This is a genomic window from Streptomyces sp. NPDC044704 (assembly GCF_056433525.1).
Map to the genome: position 1 here is coordinate 61,669 of NZ_JBWKGY010000007.1, position 14,442 is coordinate 76,110.

At 72.7% G+C, this 14,442-nt stretch carries 16 protein-coding genes; 8 read left to right on the plus strand and 8 right to left on the minus strand.

From position 1 onward, the window contains the following. Positions 1–2 precede the first annotated feature (2 nt). Positions 3–965, plus strand: a complete 963-nt coding sequence (gene meaB, locus AC07B0_RS19070) for a methylmalonyl Co-A mutase-associated GTPase MeaB (protein ID WP_478898623.1) — start codon at positions 3–5, stop codon at positions 963–965. A gap of 69 nt (positions 966–1,034) precedes the next feature. On the opposite strand, the gene AC07B0_RS19075 is transcribed toward meaB, so the two are convergent. The 5 genes from AC07B0_RS19075 to AC07B0_RS19095 form a co-directional block, all read right to left on the minus strand. After that, the gene (locus AC07B0_RS19075) at positions 1,035–1,646 is read right to left on the minus strand and encodes a PepSY domain-containing protein (RefSeq protein WP_469376906.1); all 612 of its coding nucleotides are present in this window, start codon (positions 1,644–1,646) and stop codon (positions 1,035–1,037) included. A 123-nt stretch (positions 1,647–1,769) separates the two neighbouring features. Beyond that, entirely contained in the window at positions 1,770–2,246 is a 477-nt protein-coding gene (locus tag AC07B0_RS19080; protein ID WP_356875732.1) for a MarR family winged helix-turn-helix transcriptional regulator, read from the minus strand. A 67-nt stretch (positions 2,247–2,313) separates the two neighbouring features. Continuing rightward, positions 2,314–3,132 (minus strand): AIM24 family protein, encoded by an 819-nt coding sequence (locus AC07B0_RS19085; RefSeq protein ID WP_469376908.1) that lies wholly within the window; start codon positions 3,130–3,132, stop codon positions 2,314–2,316. Then, a complete protein-coding gene (locus tag AC07B0_RS19090) occupies positions 3,129–3,779 on the minus strand; it encodes an AIM24 family protein (RefSeq protein ID WP_467290543.1) in 651 nt (216 codons plus the stop codon). Before AC07B0_RS19090 ends, AC07B0_RS19085 begins: the two co-directional genes overlap by 4 nt. Then, positions 3,779–4,417 carry an AIM24 family protein gene (locus tag AC07B0_RS19095; RefSeq protein WP_356875520.1) on the minus strand — a complete coding sequence of 213 codons (639 nt, stop codon included), beginning with the start codon at positions 4,415–4,417 and terminating at the stop codon, positions 3,779–3,781. Before AC07B0_RS19095 ends, AC07B0_RS19090 begins: the two co-directional genes overlap by 1 nt. A gap of 153 nt (positions 4,418–4,570) precedes the next feature. Between AC07B0_RS19095 and AC07B0_RS19100 the strand changes: the two genes are divergently transcribed. Together AC07B0_RS19100 and AC07B0_RS19105 are read left to right on the plus strand one after the other, a co-directional pair. Beyond that, positions 4,571–4,915 carry a DUF3817 domain-containing protein gene (locus tag AC07B0_RS19100; protein ID WP_356875518.1) on the plus strand — a complete coding sequence of 115 codons (345 nt, stop codon included), beginning with the start codon at positions 4,571–4,573 and terminating at the stop codon, positions 4,913–4,915. Continuing rightward, positions 4,912–5,208, plus strand: coding sequence for an MTH1187 family thiamine-binding protein (locus AC07B0_RS19105; protein ID WP_266573898.1), 297 nt, complete (start codon positions 4,912–4,914; stop codon positions 5,206–5,208). Before AC07B0_RS19100 ends, AC07B0_RS19105 begins: the two co-directional genes overlap by 4 nt. A gap of 71 nt (positions 5,209–5,279) precedes the next feature. On the opposite strand, the gene AC07B0_RS19110 is transcribed toward AC07B0_RS19105, so the two are convergent. Together AC07B0_RS19110 and AC07B0_RS19115 are read right to left on the minus strand one after the other, a co-directional pair. Further along, the gene (locus AC07B0_RS19110) at positions 5,280–6,302 is read right to left on the minus strand and encodes a glycoside hydrolase family 6 protein (RefSeq protein WP_469376912.1); all 1,023 of its coding nucleotides are present in this window, start codon (positions 6,300–6,302) and stop codon (positions 5,280–5,282) included. Between the two features lie 384 nt (positions 6,303–6,686). After that, positions 6,687–7,679 (minus strand): ArsR/SmtB family transcription factor, encoded by a 993-nt coding sequence (locus AC07B0_RS19115; RefSeq protein ID WP_469376914.1) that lies wholly within the window; start codon positions 7,677–7,679, stop codon positions 6,687–6,689. A gap of 129 nt (positions 7,680–7,808) precedes the next feature. Between AC07B0_RS19115 and AC07B0_RS19120 the strand changes: the two genes are divergently transcribed. The 4 genes from AC07B0_RS19120 (at position 7,809) to AC07B0_RS19135 (ending at position 11,970) form a co-directional block, all read left to right on the plus strand. After that, a complete protein-coding gene (locus tag AC07B0_RS19120; RefSeq protein WP_478898624.1) occupies positions 7,809–9,032 on the plus strand; it encodes an MFS transporter in 1,224 nt (407 codons plus the stop codon). Between the two features lie 43 nt (positions 9,033–9,075). Then, the gene (locus tag AC07B0_RS19125) at positions 9,076–9,585 is read left to right on the plus strand and encodes a MarR family winged helix-turn-helix transcriptional regulator (RefSeq protein WP_356875509.1); all 510 of its coding nucleotides are present in this window, start codon (positions 9,076–9,078) and stop codon (positions 9,583–9,585) included. A gap of 266 nt (positions 9,586–9,851) precedes the next feature. After that, positions 9,852–10,181 (plus strand): DUF3817 domain-containing protein, encoded by a 330-nt coding sequence (locus tag AC07B0_RS19130; protein WP_356882206.1) that lies wholly within the window; start codon positions 9,852–9,854, stop codon positions 10,179–10,181. Between the two features lie 88 nt (positions 10,182–10,269). Beyond that, positions 10,270–11,970 carry a coenzyme B12-dependent isobutyryl-CoA mutase large subunit gene (locus AC07B0_RS19135; RefSeq protein ID WP_356882204.1) on the plus strand — a complete coding sequence of 567 codons (1,701 nt, stop codon included), beginning with the start codon at positions 10,270–10,272 and terminating at the stop codon, positions 11,968–11,970. A 116-nt stretch (positions 11,971–12,086) separates the two neighbouring features. Here AC07B0_RS19135 and AC07B0_RS19140 read toward each other — a convergent pair whose 3' ends face one another. After that, complete coding sequence (locus AC07B0_RS19140) at positions 12,087–12,725, minus strand: TetR/AcrR family transcriptional regulator (RefSeq protein WP_356882202.1); 639 nt, start codon at positions 12,723–12,725, stop codon at positions 12,087–12,089. A 259-nt stretch (positions 12,726–12,984) separates the two neighbouring features. On the opposite strand from AC07B0_RS19140, the gene AC07B0_RS19145 reads away from it, so the two are divergent. Then, complete coding sequence (locus AC07B0_RS19145; protein ID WP_478898625.1) at positions 12,985–13,977, plus strand: tetratricopeptide repeat protein; 993 nt, start codon at positions 12,985–12,987, stop codon at positions 13,975–13,977. Positions 13,978–14,442 lie beyond the last annotated feature (465 nt).

The window sequence follows — 14,442 nt, forward strand, 5'->3', positions numbered from 1 at the left end:
GGATGGCGACGGTGGACGTCCCCACGCTGGTGGCACAGGCCCGCGAGGGCCGGCCGCGGGCGGTGGCCCGGCTGATCTCACTGGTCGAGGGGGCGTCCCCGCACCTGCGCGAGGTCATGGCCGCCCTGGCCCCGCTGACCGGCGGAGCGTACGTGGTCGGCCTGACCGGTTCGCCCGGCGTCGGCAAGTCGACGTCGACCTCGGCCCTCGTGTCGGCCTACCGCAAGGCCGGCAAGCGGGTCGGGGTGCTCGCCGTGGACCCGTCCTCGCCCTTCTCGGGCGGGGCGCTGCTCGGCGACCGGGTCAGGATGTCGGACCACGCCTCCGACCCGGGCGTGTACATCCGCTCCATGGCCACCCGGGGGCACCTGGGGGGCCTGGCCTGGGCCGCCCCGCAGGCGATCCGGGTGCTGGACGCGGCCGGCTGCGAGGTGATCCTGGTCGAGACGGTCGGGGTCGGGCAGTCGGAGGTGGAGATCGCCTCGCAGGCCGACACCTCGGTGGTGCTGCTCGCGCCCGGAATGGGCGACGGGATCCAGGCCGCGAAGGCCGGGATCCTGGAGATCGGCGACGTGTACGTGGTGAACAAGGCCGACCGGGACGGCGCGGACGCGACGGCCCGGGAGCTGAACCACATGCTGGGCCTGGGCGAGGCCCGCGGCCGGGACGACTGGCGGCCGCCGATCGTCAAGACGGTCGCGGCCCGCGGCCAGGGCATCGACGAACTGGTCGAGGCCCTGGAGAAGCACCGGGCGTGGATGGACGAGCGCGGGGTGCTGGCCGAGCGCCGGGCCGCGCGGGCGGCCCGGGAGGTCGAGACGATCGCGATCACCGCGCTGCGGGCCCGGCTGGCCGACCTGCACGGTGACGCCCGGCTCGACGCGCTGGCCCGCAAGGTGGCGGAGGGTGAGCTGGATCCGTACGCGGCCGCCGACGCGCTCCTCGACAGCCTCACGGAGGGCTGAGCGGCCGGCGGGGCGGGTGGGGGTGCCGTGCGGGCGCCCTCATCCGCCCCGCGGCCGTGCTGCGGGGCCTCAGTTGTTCCCGTAGCCGTCGCCGTCGTTGTCACCCTGGCCGTCGTCGCTGTCGTTGTCGTTGTCGCCGTCGTCCGACGAGGCCGTGACCTTGCCGTTCGTGGCGTTCACGTCGAAGTTCGCGGTCTTGCCGTCCTTGGTCTTGACCTCGACGTTCCAGTGCGGGGCGGCCCCGTTGTCGTCGTCGTCGTCCCAGTCGACGGACAGGACCGTGCCCGGGTGCGCGGCGAGGGCGGCCTTGACCGCCGCGGCGGCGGTGACCTTCGCCCCGCTCAGGCGCGCGTTCTCGGAGCTGTTGTCGTCCCGGTCCTTGTTGCGTTCCTTGACCGCGCCGGTGGCGGAGACCTCCAGCTCGGCGTTGGTGACGCCGTCCTTCCCGATCACGTTGACGTGCCAGATCGCGCCGTCCTTGTCGAGGGACTCGACGACGCCCGGGAAGTGCTTGAGGGCGGCCGCGGCGGCCCCTTCCGCGTCGACGTCCGCGCGGGCGGCGGCGGTGGACGCGGGAACGGATCTCGACGTGTCGGCGGACGCCGCCGAGGCGGCCGCCACCGGACCTCCCGCCATCAGGACGACGGACGCGGCCGCGGAAACGTACAGGTTGCGTTTCATGGGCTGGACCTCCTCGGGCCGGCCGAGGCGCTTACGGCTGCGCGGCGGACGGCCGGCGGTGAGCGAACACCGCCCATTGTCCGGCCGTCCGCCGGGCACGGCGCGCCGGGGCGCGCCCGCGGCTCAGATCTTGCCGCGGGTGCCCCGCAGGTGTTCCGCGACCGGGCCCAGCGACTCGCGCAGGGCCGCGAGGGCGGCCGGGGACAGCAGGTCGATGAAGTGCTCGCGCACGGACGCCACGTGGTGCGGGGCGACCTTGCGCATCGTCTCCATGCCCTCGTCCGTCAGGACCGCGTACAGGCCCCGGCGGTCGGACTCGCAGTTCACCCGGCGGACCAGGCCGGCCGCCTCCATTCGGGTGATCTGGTGCGACAGCCGGCTCTTCGACTGGAGCGTGGCGGTGGCCAGGTCGCTCATCCGCATCCGGTGGGCGTCCGACTCCGAGAGGTTCACCAGGATCTCGTAGTCGTTGTTGGTGAGTCCGAAGGGCTGGAGATCCTTTTCCAGCTGGTGCATCAGCAGTCTGCTGACGTCCAGGTGGGTGCGCCAGGCGCACTGTTCGGCATCGGTTAGCCAGCGGGTGGCCGTCTCGGTCTCCATGGTCTCCATGAATGAACTCTACCTAAGAAGTTGAATTACGTACAAAAATAGGAAGATCTGCGGAAGGTCACAGCCCGAAGCGTCGCTGCAGATCACCCAGCTGTCCCGGCATACGGGGCATGCCCACCTGGCCCTGCGCACCGTGCCCGGCGCCCGGAACGCCCTGAGCGCCGCCGGTGGCCGCGCCGGCGCCGACCGTGCCGACCGCCTGCTCCGCCATCAGCATCTCCGAGGACTGCAACAGCACCGTTCCCGCCCCCACGAACTCGAACTGGTGCTCCTCGCCCGACGCGCCGCCGAGGCCCGTCAGCGAGCGGATCCCGCCCATCACGCCCGACATGTAGCCGTGGTCGTAGTGGTGGCACGGAGAGGGGCAGTCGGCCCACCCCACCAGCGCCTGCGGATCCACACGCAGCGGCGGTTCCATGAACACCACCGGTCCGTTGGACGCCGCCACGAACTTCCCGGTTCCGATCAAGGTCAGGAACCCCGGCACGATCGACTGCTTCAGCGCGAGCGTGGGCTGGTACGCCAGCAGGTTCCCCGAGCGGATCGTCAGGTTGCCGTTCTCCAGGTCGTACGAGTTCACGTCGAAGGCCCGGTCGGCGAGCAGCATCTTGCCCTGCCCCTCGGCCACCACCCAGTCGCTCGCGTGCAGCGGCGAGTGGAAGCTCGTGCGCAGCAGCCGGTCGAAACGGCCGTGGCCGATGCCGTTGAACTCGATGCTCCCGTAGTACGAGATCATCTTGCCCTTCTGCAGGAACCACTGGCTGCCCTTGAGCTCCACGCAGAAGGTGTACGGGTTCACGTTGTCGTCGGAGGGCAGGGTGTACGGGTCGAAGACCGTCGGGCCGCCCGGTCCGCCGGTCACGGGACCAAAGTTCACAGCTTCTCCTCCGAGGCCTGTACGTACACCGCGCCCTGGCCGGACAGCTCCAGCTGGAACGCCTCGCCCGAGCCGCGCCCCACCATGTCCCGCCAGCCCAGCGCGGTGGAGAGCTTGTTCCTGACGTCCCCGTGGTGGGCCACGTACGCCTGCGGGTCGACGTGGACCGGCCGGTTCGGGGTGATGGGGAGCTCGATGACCCCGCCGTGGGCCATCACGGCGACCGCGCCGTGGCCCTTCAGAGTGGTCGTGAACAGGCCCTGGCCGGTCACCTGGCCGCGCACCATGCCCATGACCCCGCCCTGCGAGCCCATGAACATCGTGCCCTGCTGGAGGGTGCCGTCGAACGCGAGCAGCCGGTCGGCCTCCACGTGCAGGGTCTCGCCGGACAGGTTGATCACCTGGATGTGGTGGCCGCCGTGGCCGAACATCACCGTGCCGCTGCCCTCGACCGTCATCAGCGGGGTCTGCTCGTTCGCCACCCGGCGTCCGATCATGCCCATCACGCCGCCCTGACCCCCGGTCAGGCTGGGCGTGAAGGACACCTCGCCGCGGTAGGCCAGCATGGCGCCGCGCTGGCTGTACATCTTCTGGCCCGGGACCACCTGGGCCTCGACCATCTTCGAGTTGATCTCGCGGAACGGCATCAGACGTCGCCCCCGATGGTGTTGCGCTCGCTGGGCTGCACGTAGACCAGGCCCTCGCCCTCGAAGCGGATCTGGAAGGCCTCGCCGGAGCCCTCGCCGATCAGGGTGCGGAAGTTCACCCCGGACTGGAAGGACTGCCGCAGGTTCCCGGTGTGCGCGATGTACGCGCCCGGGTCCACCGAGAGCGGGTACTGGGCGCTGACGCGCAGCACCACCGCCGGGCCGTCGGACACGATCGCCGCCTGGCCGGAGCCCTCGACGGTCGTGGTGAAGAGCCCGTTGCCCGTCGAGGCGCCGCGCAGGCCCGTGAACGTCGTACCGGTGCGCAGGCCCGCGTCGGTGCACAGCAGGTTGCTGGACTCGACGTAGAGCTTGTCGCCGCGCAGGTCGACGAGGTTGATCTCGCTCGCGCGGTCCGCGAAGTAGCAGGTGCCGTGCCCCTGCACCTCCATCACCGTCATCTGTTCGCCGGTCAGCCGGCGCGTCACCATCCCGCGGAGGCCTTCGCCGCCGCCGGTCATCTTCTTGAAGGCCATCTGGCCGTCGTACGCGACCATGGCGCCGTTCTTCGCTTTCACGGCGTCACCGGTCAGGTCGACGGCGAGCACCTTGCTGCCTTGGAGTCGGAACTGAGCCACGGAAAAGAAGGTATCCGCAGCGGGCGGGGGCGAACAGGGCCCTGTGGCCGATATACGCCACACTCCGGCACGGCCCGGGGACCCGCGGGAAGATCCTCCGCAGCGGCTGAGACACTGGAACGGACCCCCGGCCGCCAGCCCCGAAGGTTCCACGTGGACATCAAGACCGCTTCCGCCCTGCACCGACTGCGCCTCATCTCCGTCCCGGAGGCCCTGTCGTTCCCGGCCCTGCTGATCTTCGGCTCGCTGCTGAGCCGGATCTCGGACATCGACTTCCTGATGATGCCGCTCGGCATCCTGCACGGCATCCTGTTCGTGATCTACGCGGTGTTCCTGCTCGACGTGTGGAACAAGGCGAAGTGGCCCGTGAAGAAGGTCGCCCTGTTCTTCGTCCTCGCGCTGCTGCCCTTCGGCGGGCTGTACGGCGACAAGCTGCTCAAGCGCGACGAGGCCGACAGCGTCGTGGCCGCCCGCGCCCGCCAGGCGGCCCAGGCATGATCGTCGCGTTCTCGGTGACCCCGCTGGGGGTCGGCGAAGAGGTCGGGGAGTACGTCGCCGACGCGGTCCGCGTCGTACGCGAGTCCGGGTTGCCCAACCGCACCGACGCGATGTTCACCACCGTCGAGGGCGAGTGGGACGAGGTGATGGACGTGGTCCGGCGCGCGGTGGCCGCGGTGGAGGCACGGGCGCCCCGGGTCTCCTTCATCCTCAAGGCCGACATCCGGCCCGGCGTCAGCGACGGCATGACCTCCAAGGTGGAGACGGTGGAACGGCACCTCGCCGAGGGCTGACCGCACCACCCCTGACGTCGAGGAGCGCCCCCGGCCGAGCGGCCGGGGGCGTTCGCGCGTCTGCGCGCGGTTCACTGCCGGGCGCGGCGGGCCAGGCCGAGGGCGTAGTCCGGCCACCACTCGCCGGCGTGCGGGCCGCCGCGGCAGGTGCCGTCGGACTCGCCGGGCCGCTTGATCCACAGGTACGCGTCCACGAGCGGGTCGCCCGTCCGGTCGCCCGGCGGCCTGCCCAGGGCCCGGCCGGGCGGGTTGCACCAGGCCTGGTGCCGGTCGCCCGGGAGCGGGCCCTCGCCGTTGCGGCCGGTGTCGATGACGAAGTGCTTGCCGCGGGTGGCCTTGGAGAGCCGGGCGCCGTACGCGCGGCTCGGGGCGTCGGGCTGGAAGCCGGAGACGTTCAGGGCGAAGCCGTCGGCGCGGGCGAGACCGGCCTTGAGGAGGGGCCCGACGAGGTCCGCCGGGTGCGGGATCCACGCCGGGTTGCCGGCGTCCAGGTAGACCTTGGTGTTCTTGTTCCGCTTGAGCCGGTCGACGGCCTCGGAGAGCAGGCGGTAGCGCTCGGCGTGGTGCGCGGCGGGGGTGCAGCCGGCGATGAGGTGCGGGACGGCCTCCGGCTCCAGGACGACGACGGCCCTGTCCCCGGCGACGGCGTCGGCGAAGGCGCCGATCCAGGCGCGGTACGCGCGGGCGTCGGGGGCGCCGCCGGTCGCGTGCGGACCGCAGCCGCGGTGCGGGAGGTTGTGCGCGACGAGCACCAGGGTCCGCCCGCCGGCCGCCTTCGCACCCGCCCGGGCCCGGCGGATCTCCGGGCCCGGGTCACCGCCCGGCACCCACAGGGCCGCCGGGCGGTCGGCGATCCGGCGCAGCACCTCGGCGTCGCCGTTGCGTCCCTGCGCCTCCCAGGCGGCGACCTGCCGGGCGGCGGCGCTCTGCGGATCGACCCAGAACGCGGACTCGGACGCCGACCCGGGCGCGGCGGGCGCGCCGGATCCGCGGGACGCGCCCGGGGCGGAGCCGGAGGTACAGGCGGAGGCGGCCGCGAGGAACAGGGCGAGCCCGAGGGCGGCGACGGAACGGCGTCTGGCGGCGGCGGACATCCGGCTCCTCGGGGACGGGGGCGCGGGGCGCGTGGGGGAGTGCGCGCGGCGAGCCCGGCAGGCCGGGCCATCGTGACATAACGGACAGTCATCCCCCGCACGCCACCACGCACCCGCCCCGGTGACGGCCCACCGTCCAACACCCGACCGGCCGTCCGGACCCCGCCCCACGTCCCCCGCCGGCCCAACCCCCGCCGCGCACCGGCCCTCGCGGGCGACCCGCGTTCGCTTCCGGTCCCGCGTCCGGCCCGTGCGCCGTGCACCGGGCCCCGCCTTCGGACCCTGCCGGGTACCCGCGTTCGGCCCGCGCCGGAAGCCGCGGCCGGCCAGGTGCCCGTCCTGCGTCGGGCTTCGTGGTCGGCCCGTGGCCTGGTGGGGCCGGGGTCAGGGAGTGCCGCCCGCCGCTAGGGCTATGGCCAGGGGGGTGCGTTCGTAGAGGACGTGGTGGCCGTGGCGGGAGGGGATCAGGAGGCCCGCCGCGCTCAGGGCCTTCAGGTGGGCCGAGACCGTCGAGGGGGCCAGGCCCAGCCGCCGGGCGAGGGCCGTCGTCGAAGCGGGCTCGTGCAGGGCGCACAGCACTTCGGCGCGGCCGCGCCCCAGCAGCCCGGCCAGCGCGCGCGGGGCCGGCCCGGCCGGAGCCGTCCACAGGGCGCCGATCCCGCGCGCCGGGTACACGAGGGTCGGCTGCCAGGGCGGGTCGTAGCCGCCCACCACCTCGGGCCACACGAACGCGCTCGGCATCAGCAGCAGCCCCTGGCCGCCCGCCTCGCGGTCGTGGTGGCCGGGGCGCTCGATGGTCAGGGTCGAACTCCCGCCGTGCCAGCGCAGGTCCGGGTGCAGGCCGTCGAACAGGGCCTCCAGCCCGCCCGCCGCCAGCCGCCGCGAGTGGAACAGGACGTCCGCCTCCAGCAGGGCCCGCAGCCGCGGCCAGTGCGGGGCGACCAGCGCCTCCCACGCCCGCTCCGTCAGATCGGCGAGCTCCCGAACCGCCCGCGCCGGATCGGCCATCATCCGCTGCCCGATGTCGCTCTCCAGCGCGCCCGGGGTGCAGACCAGCGAGCGGCGCAGGTCCTCCCGGGCCGCCTCCGGATCGGCCGCCCGGACCCGGGTGAGCTCCTCCTCGAACGTCACCGACGGGCCGAGCGGCGGCGGGCTCAGCAGGTCCGGATGGTGCCCCGCACGCGGCATCAGCAGCCACAGCGGCCGCAGGTCCAGCCCGGCCGCGGCGTTCCGGATCCGGCTCAGCCAGGGCAGGTGGTACGCCTGCCGGGCCGGCCGCATCAGGACCCGCACCGCCTCCTGCGTCTCCCAGCGCGGGGAGATCGCGAACCGGCAGCGGAGCAGGTCCGCCGCCCCGAACCGGAAGTGGTACCCCATGACCGCCCCTTGCCGTCCTCTCCCGCACCCGGGACCCGGCTCCCGGGCCCGGCTCCCGCCCCGCCCCCCGGATTCGCTCCCGGACGAATCGCTTCGGGCCAGCGTAGGTTCCGGCTCAAGGTGGCCGCCATGACATCCACGTCCCTCACGAAGGGCAGCGCCCCACCCGTCGGCTACCGCACCGTCTTCCGGGTCCGGGAGTTCCGTACGGTCTTCGCCGCGCACCTGCTGTCCCTGCTCGGCGTCGTCGTCACCGAGATCGCCCTCACCGTCCTCGTCTACCGCGCCACCGGCTCACCCCTGATGAGCGCCCTCACCTTCGCCCTCGGCTTCCTGCCCTACGCCCTCGGCGGCAGCCTGCTCGCCCCGCTCGCCGACCGGTACCCCGCCCGGCGGCTGCTCGTCGGCTGCGACCTGCTGTGCGCTGCCTGCGCGGCGGCCATGGTCTGGCCGGGCACGCCCGTGGCGGGCCTCCTCGCCCTGCGCTGCGCGACGGCGTTCGTCGCCCCGCTCTTCCAGGGCGTCCGCAGCGCCTCCCTCGCCGACGTACTCGGCCCCGGCGAGGCCTTCGTCCTCGGCCGCTCCCTGCTGCGCATGGTCTCCCAGAGCGCGCAGCTGGCCGGATTCGGCCTCGGCGGGCTGCTGCTCACCGTCCTCGCGCCGCGCGGGGCCATCGCCCTGACCGCCGCCGGGTTCCTGGCCTCCGCGCTGCTGCTGCGCCTCGGCACCCGCAGCCGGCCCGCCCGCGCCGCGGGACGGGCCGCGTCCCCGGGCAGCGGGCTGCGGGCACTGTTCGGGGACCGGCGGCTGCGGGCGCTCACCCTGCTGTGCTGGCTGCCGCCCGCCTTCGTCGTCGTGCCCGAGGCGCTGCTCACCCCGTACGCCGACGGCATCGGTGCCGGGACCGTCACCCTCGGGCTCCTCATGTGCGCGCTGCCCGTCGGCACCGTCGCGGGCGAGCTCTGGGCCGGCTCCGCGCTCACCGCCCGAACGCGTTCGCGGATCGTGGCGCCCCTCGCCGTCCTCGCCCCGCTGCCGCTGCTCGCGTACGCCGTCCGGCCCGCCGCCCCCGTCGTCCTCGGGGCGCTGCTCCTCACCGGACTCGCCCACGCCTACACCCTCGGCCTCGACCGGATGTTCGTCGACGCCGTCCCCGAGGAGCTGCGCGGCCGTGCGATGACCCTGCTCGGCACGGGCCTGATGACCTTCCAGGGCGTCGGCATGGCCCTGGCGGGCCTCGCCGCCGAGTTCTTCCCGGTGCACGCCGTCGTCACCGGCGCCGCCGTCCTCGCGGCTGCCGTGGTCCTGCTCCTCCTCGCCGGTCTGCGGGCCGCGTCCGCGGCCGAGGAGTGAGACGGGGAGGGACGTCAAATGACCGCCCGGTAGGGTCTGGTGGATGCCGAAGCCGCTCAGTCTCCCCTTCGACCCCATCGCCCGCGCCGACGAGCTCTGGCAGCAGCGCTGGGGGCCGGTGCCGTCCATGGCCGCGATCACCTCCATCATGCGTGCGCACCAGATCCTGCTCGGCGAGGTCGACGCGGTCGTGAAGCCGTACGGACTGACCTTCGCCCGGTACGAAGCCCTCGTGCTCCTCACGTTCTCCCAGGCCGGCGAGCTGCCGATGTCGAAGATCGGCGAGCGCCTGATGGTCCACCCGACCTCGGTGACGAACACCGTCGACCGGCTGGTGCGGTCCGGGCTGGTGGCCAAGCGCCCCAACCCGCAGGACGGCCGCGGCACGCTCGCGTCCATCACGGAGAAGGGCCGCGAGGTCGTCGAGGCGGCCACCAAGGACCTGATGGAGATCGAGTTCGGGCTCGGCGCCTACGACGCGGAGGAGTGCGCGGAGATCTTCGCGCTGCTGCGCCCGCTGCGGGTGGCCGCCGCCGACTTCGACGAGAACTAGTGCCTGTCGTCAAACTCCCGTCTGCCCCGCGACGCCTGGCACGCGCTCTCGCCGCACCGGGCGAAAGCCAAGTACGTCCAGTACGCGGGCTTCCGCCCGGCGCACCGAGAGCACGCACCAGACGCCGCAGGGCCGCCCTCCGGGCGACGACGGGAGTTTGACGACAGGCCCTAGTGCCGCCACGGCACCAGGGCGCGTGATCGGCCCCGCCCCGAGCCGGGGGCCCGCGTCAAGATCGAGCAAAACGGACGGTTAGGCTCGTCGGCATGAAACGAAGCGTGCTGACCCGCTACCGCGTCATGGCCTACGTGACCGCGGTCATGCTCCTGATCCTCTGCGCCTGCATGGTGGCGAAGTACGGCTTCGACACCGGCGCCGACCTGACCTTCGCGGTCTCCCAGGCGCACGGCGTGCTCTTCATGATCTACCTCGTCTTCGCCTTCGACCTGGGCTCCAAGGCCCGCTGGCCGTTCGGCAAGCTCCTCTGGGTGCTCGTGAGCGGCACGATTCCGCTGGCCGCCTTCTTCGTCGAGCGCAAGATCCGCGCCGAGGTCGAACCGCTGGTCATCGGCGGTCCCGCCACCGCGAAGGCCTGACGGCCCGCTCGGCGAACCCCACCCCCGGGGCGACTCCCCGGGGGTTGCCCATCGACATTTACTAGGACGTCCTAGTAAATTCATGGGTATGGACGCTGACGCCATCGAGGAGGGCCGCCGTCGCTGGCAGGCCCGGTACGACAAGGCCCGCAAGCGCGAGGCCGATTTCACGACGCTCTCCGGAGATGACGTCGACCCCGTCTACGGGCCCCGGCCCGGCGACTCGTACGAGGGGTTCGAGCGCATCGGCTGGCCGGGGGAGTACCCCTACACCCGCGGGCTGCACGCCACCGGCTACCGCGGCCGGACCTGGACCATCCGGCAGTTCGCCGGCTTCGGCAACGCCGAGCAGACCAACGAGCGCTACAAGATGATCCTGGCCGCCGGCGGCGGCGGGCTCTCCGTCGCCTTCGACATGCCCACCCTCATGGGCCGGGACTCCGACGACCCCCGGGCGCTGGGCGAGGTCGGGCACTGCGGGGTGGCCATCGACTCCGCCGCCGACATGGAGGTCCTGTTCAAGGACATCCCGCTCGGCGACGTCACCACCTCGATGACCATCAGCGGGCCCGCCGTACCGGCCTTCTGCATGTACCTGGTCGCCGCCGAGCGCCAGGGCGTCGACCCGGCCGTGCTCAACGGCACGCTCCAGACCGACATCTTCAAGGAGTACATCGCCCAGAAGGAGTGGCTCTTCGAACCCGAGCCGCACCTGCGCCTCATCGGCGACCTCATGGAGTACTGCGCGAACGGCATCCCGGCCTACAAGCCGCTGTCCGTCTCCGGCTACCACATCCGCGAGGCCGGGGCGACGGCCGCGCAGGAGCTCGCCTACACCCTGGCCGACGGCTTCGGGTACGTGGAGCTCGGCCTGTCCCGCGGCCTCGACGTGGACCACTTCGCCTCCGGCTTGTCCTTCTTCTTCGACGCGCACCTCGACTTCTTCGAGGAGATCGCCAAGTTCCGCGCCGCCCGCCGCATCTGGGCCCGCTGGATGAAGGAGGTCTACGGGGCCAAGTCCGACAAGACCATGTGGCTGCGCTTCCACACCCAGACCGCCGGGGTCTCCCTCACCGCGCAGCAGCCGTACAACAACGTCGTGCGCACCGCCGTCGAAGCCCTCGCGGCCGTCCTCGGCGGCACCAACTCCCTGCACACCAACGCCCTCGACGAGACCCTCGCCCTGCCGAGCGAGCAGGCGGCCGAGATCGCCCTGCGCACCCAGCAGGTGCTGATGGAAGAGACCGGCGTGGCCAACGTGGCCGACCCGCTGGGCGGTTCCTGGTACGTCGAGCAGCTCACCGACCGCATCGAGGCCGACGCGGAGAAGATCTTCGAGCAGATCAGGGAGCGCGGGCTGCGCGCCCACCCGGACGGCCGGCACCCGATCGGGCCGATCACCTCGGGCATCCTGCGGGGCATCGAGGACGGCTGGTTCACCGGCGAGATCGCCGAATCGGCCTTCCAGTACCAGCGGTCCCTGGAGAAGGGCGACAAGCGGGTCGTCGGCGTCAACGTCCACCACGGCTCGGTCACCGGCGACCTGGAGATCCTCCGCGTCAGCCACGAGGTGGAGCAGGTCCAGGTCCGGGAGCTCGCCGAGCGCAAGGGCCGCCGCGACGACGTCAAGGTCAAGGCGGCGCTGGCGCGGATGCTGGACGCGGCGCGGGACGGGTCGAACATGATTCCGGCCATGCTGGACGCGGTGCGCGTCGAGGCCACGATGGGCGAGATCTGCAACGTGCTCCGTGACGAGTGGGGCACCTACACCGAACCGCCCGGCTTCTAGACCGGACGCGAACGGGCCGGCCAGCGCCCGCCCCCACGGGGGCGGGCGCGGCCGGCCCTTCCCGTTCCAGGGGCGGGCCCGGGCGGGTCAGGCGGGCCCGGGCGGGCAAAGACGGCCTAGGCGGGGGCCGTGCCCCGGAGGCCGTGCATCAGCAGGGCCGTGAAGGTGGCCACCCACAGCTCGTCCACCGGCTCGGCGCTCACCAGGGCGCGGTGGACCACCGTGCCCGCGATCACGTCGAAGATCAGGTCCGTGGTGCGGGCGGCGAGGGACTCGTCCTCCTCGTAGGGGAGTTCGCCGCGGGCCTGGGCCCGTTCGCGGCCCAGTACGACGAGACGTTTCTGCCGGTCCACGATCGCCGACCGGATCCGGTCGCGCAGGGCCTCGTCGCGGGTGGACTCGGCGACCACCGCCATCAGGGCGGTACGGGCCTCCGGGCGCCGCAGCAGCTGCGCGAACTGCAGCACCACGTGCTCGATGTCGGCTTCCAGCGAGCCGCGGTCGGGGAGTTCGAGCGCGTCGAAGAGCTCCGCGACCGCGTCCACGACCAGTTCGTTCTTCCCCGCCCAGCGCCGGTACAGGGTGGTCTTGGCGACCCCCGCCCGGGCCGAGACGTCGCCCATCGTCAGCTTCGACCACCCCAGGTCCACCAGCGCGTCCCGGGTCGCCGCGAGGATCGCCGCGTCCGCCGCCGCGCTGCGGGGGCGGCCGGTGCGGCCGTGCGGGGGGCCGGGGGCGGGGCTGGGGTTGCGCATGGCCGAGACCATACCCGCCAGTAGGGGAACCGCCGGGGGGCCGTTCGCTGTGCTTCAGATCACGGGGCGCCGAAGGCTCCGGCGAGTTACGCTACGGCTCGTAGCGTAAGAGCGACAACCACGCGAAGAGCTACTGGTGCCGGGTGGGGACCCGGCGCCGCCCCACGTACGGACTTCCGTACGGCAGTACAACGGCATTTCACGGACGATCTTTCGGGATCTTTTTCGTCGGCGCGCGCACTCGGGGGAGGATGTACGCATGCAGCCCAGAAACATGTCCATGAGCGGCGTCGTCGACCTCGCCGCGGTGAAGGCGGCCGGCGAAGCCAAGGCGAAGGCCGAGCAGGCCCGCGCCGAATCGGCCCGGCAGGGCGGCGGCGCGGGCAGTGCGCCCGGCGGCGCCGTACCGCCGTCCGCGCTCGTCATCGACGTAGCCGAGGCCGGCTTCGAAAGCGACGTCATCCAGCTCTCCAACGAGGTCCCGGTCGTCCTCGACTTCTGGGCCGAGTGGTGCGAGCCGTGCAAGCAGCTCGGCCCGCTCCTGGAGCGGCTGACCGTCGAGGCGAACGGCCGTCTCGTCCTCGCCAAGGTCGACGTCGACGCCAACCAGATGCTGATGCAGCAGTTCGGCATCCAGGGCATCCCGGCCGTCTTCGCCGTGGTCGCGGGGCAGGTGCTGCCGCTGTTCCAGGGCGTGGCCCCCGAGCAGCAGATCCGGGAGACCCTGGCCCAGCTGGTCCAGGTCGCCGAGGAGCGCTTCGGTCTCATCGGCCTCCAGGTCGACCCGGGCGCCGAGGGCGCCCCGAGCGCGGCCGAGGCCCCCGTGCCGGCCGGCCCGTACGACGCGCTGCTGGAGGCGGCCGTCGTCGCGCTGGACGCCGGTGACCTGGGCGGCGCCGTGCAGGCGTACAAGAACGTCCTCGCGGACGACCCGGCCAACACGGAGGCGAAGCTGGGCCTGGCCCAGGCCGAGCTGCTGTCCCGGGTGCAGCACATGAACCCGCAGACCGTGCGCGCCGCCGCCGCCGAGAACCCGAAGGACCCGGCCGCGCAGATGGACGCCGCCGACCTGGACCTGGCGGGCGGACACGTGGCCGACGCCTTCGCCCGTCTCGTCGACACCGTCAGGGTCACGTTCGGTGACGACCGCGATGCCGTCCGCGTCCGGCTCCTGGAGCTGTTCGAGGTGATCGGCGCGGACGACCCGCGGGTGTCGGCGGCCCGTACGGCGCTCGCGCGGGTGCTCTTCTAGACCCGGTCCGGGCCAGGCCGGAGGACGCCCCAGGGCTCCCGGAGCCTCCCGGCGATTTGTTGACACATAGATAAACAGCGGCCGCGCTTTGCCAAAACTTGGTAATCGCGGCCGCTGTTACTCGCAGTAAGTCGAACCCCGTGATCTGTCCGGTTGGTTCGCTCTTCTCCCCTTCTGTCGTGGCCCTGGGTGACACCCTGCGTGCCCGGTCGACAGCTCCGGGCTTCACTCCGGTTATCCAGCCGTTACCCGCCAGTAACGAACCCCCTTGTGCCCCGGCCGGGAATGCACCACGATCGGCGACGCTCGGTCCTTCCCGCAGAGCCGCTCATCCGGAGCCGCGGTGGAGGGTCCCCACCGGGCCGGCCGGTGGCAGTGGCACCGGCCGTGGACAGGGGGGTCCCTGCCGCACCGGCAGGGCCTGTCCTCCAGGTTGCGCGAACGCGTGGCCCAGTGGTTGTCGCT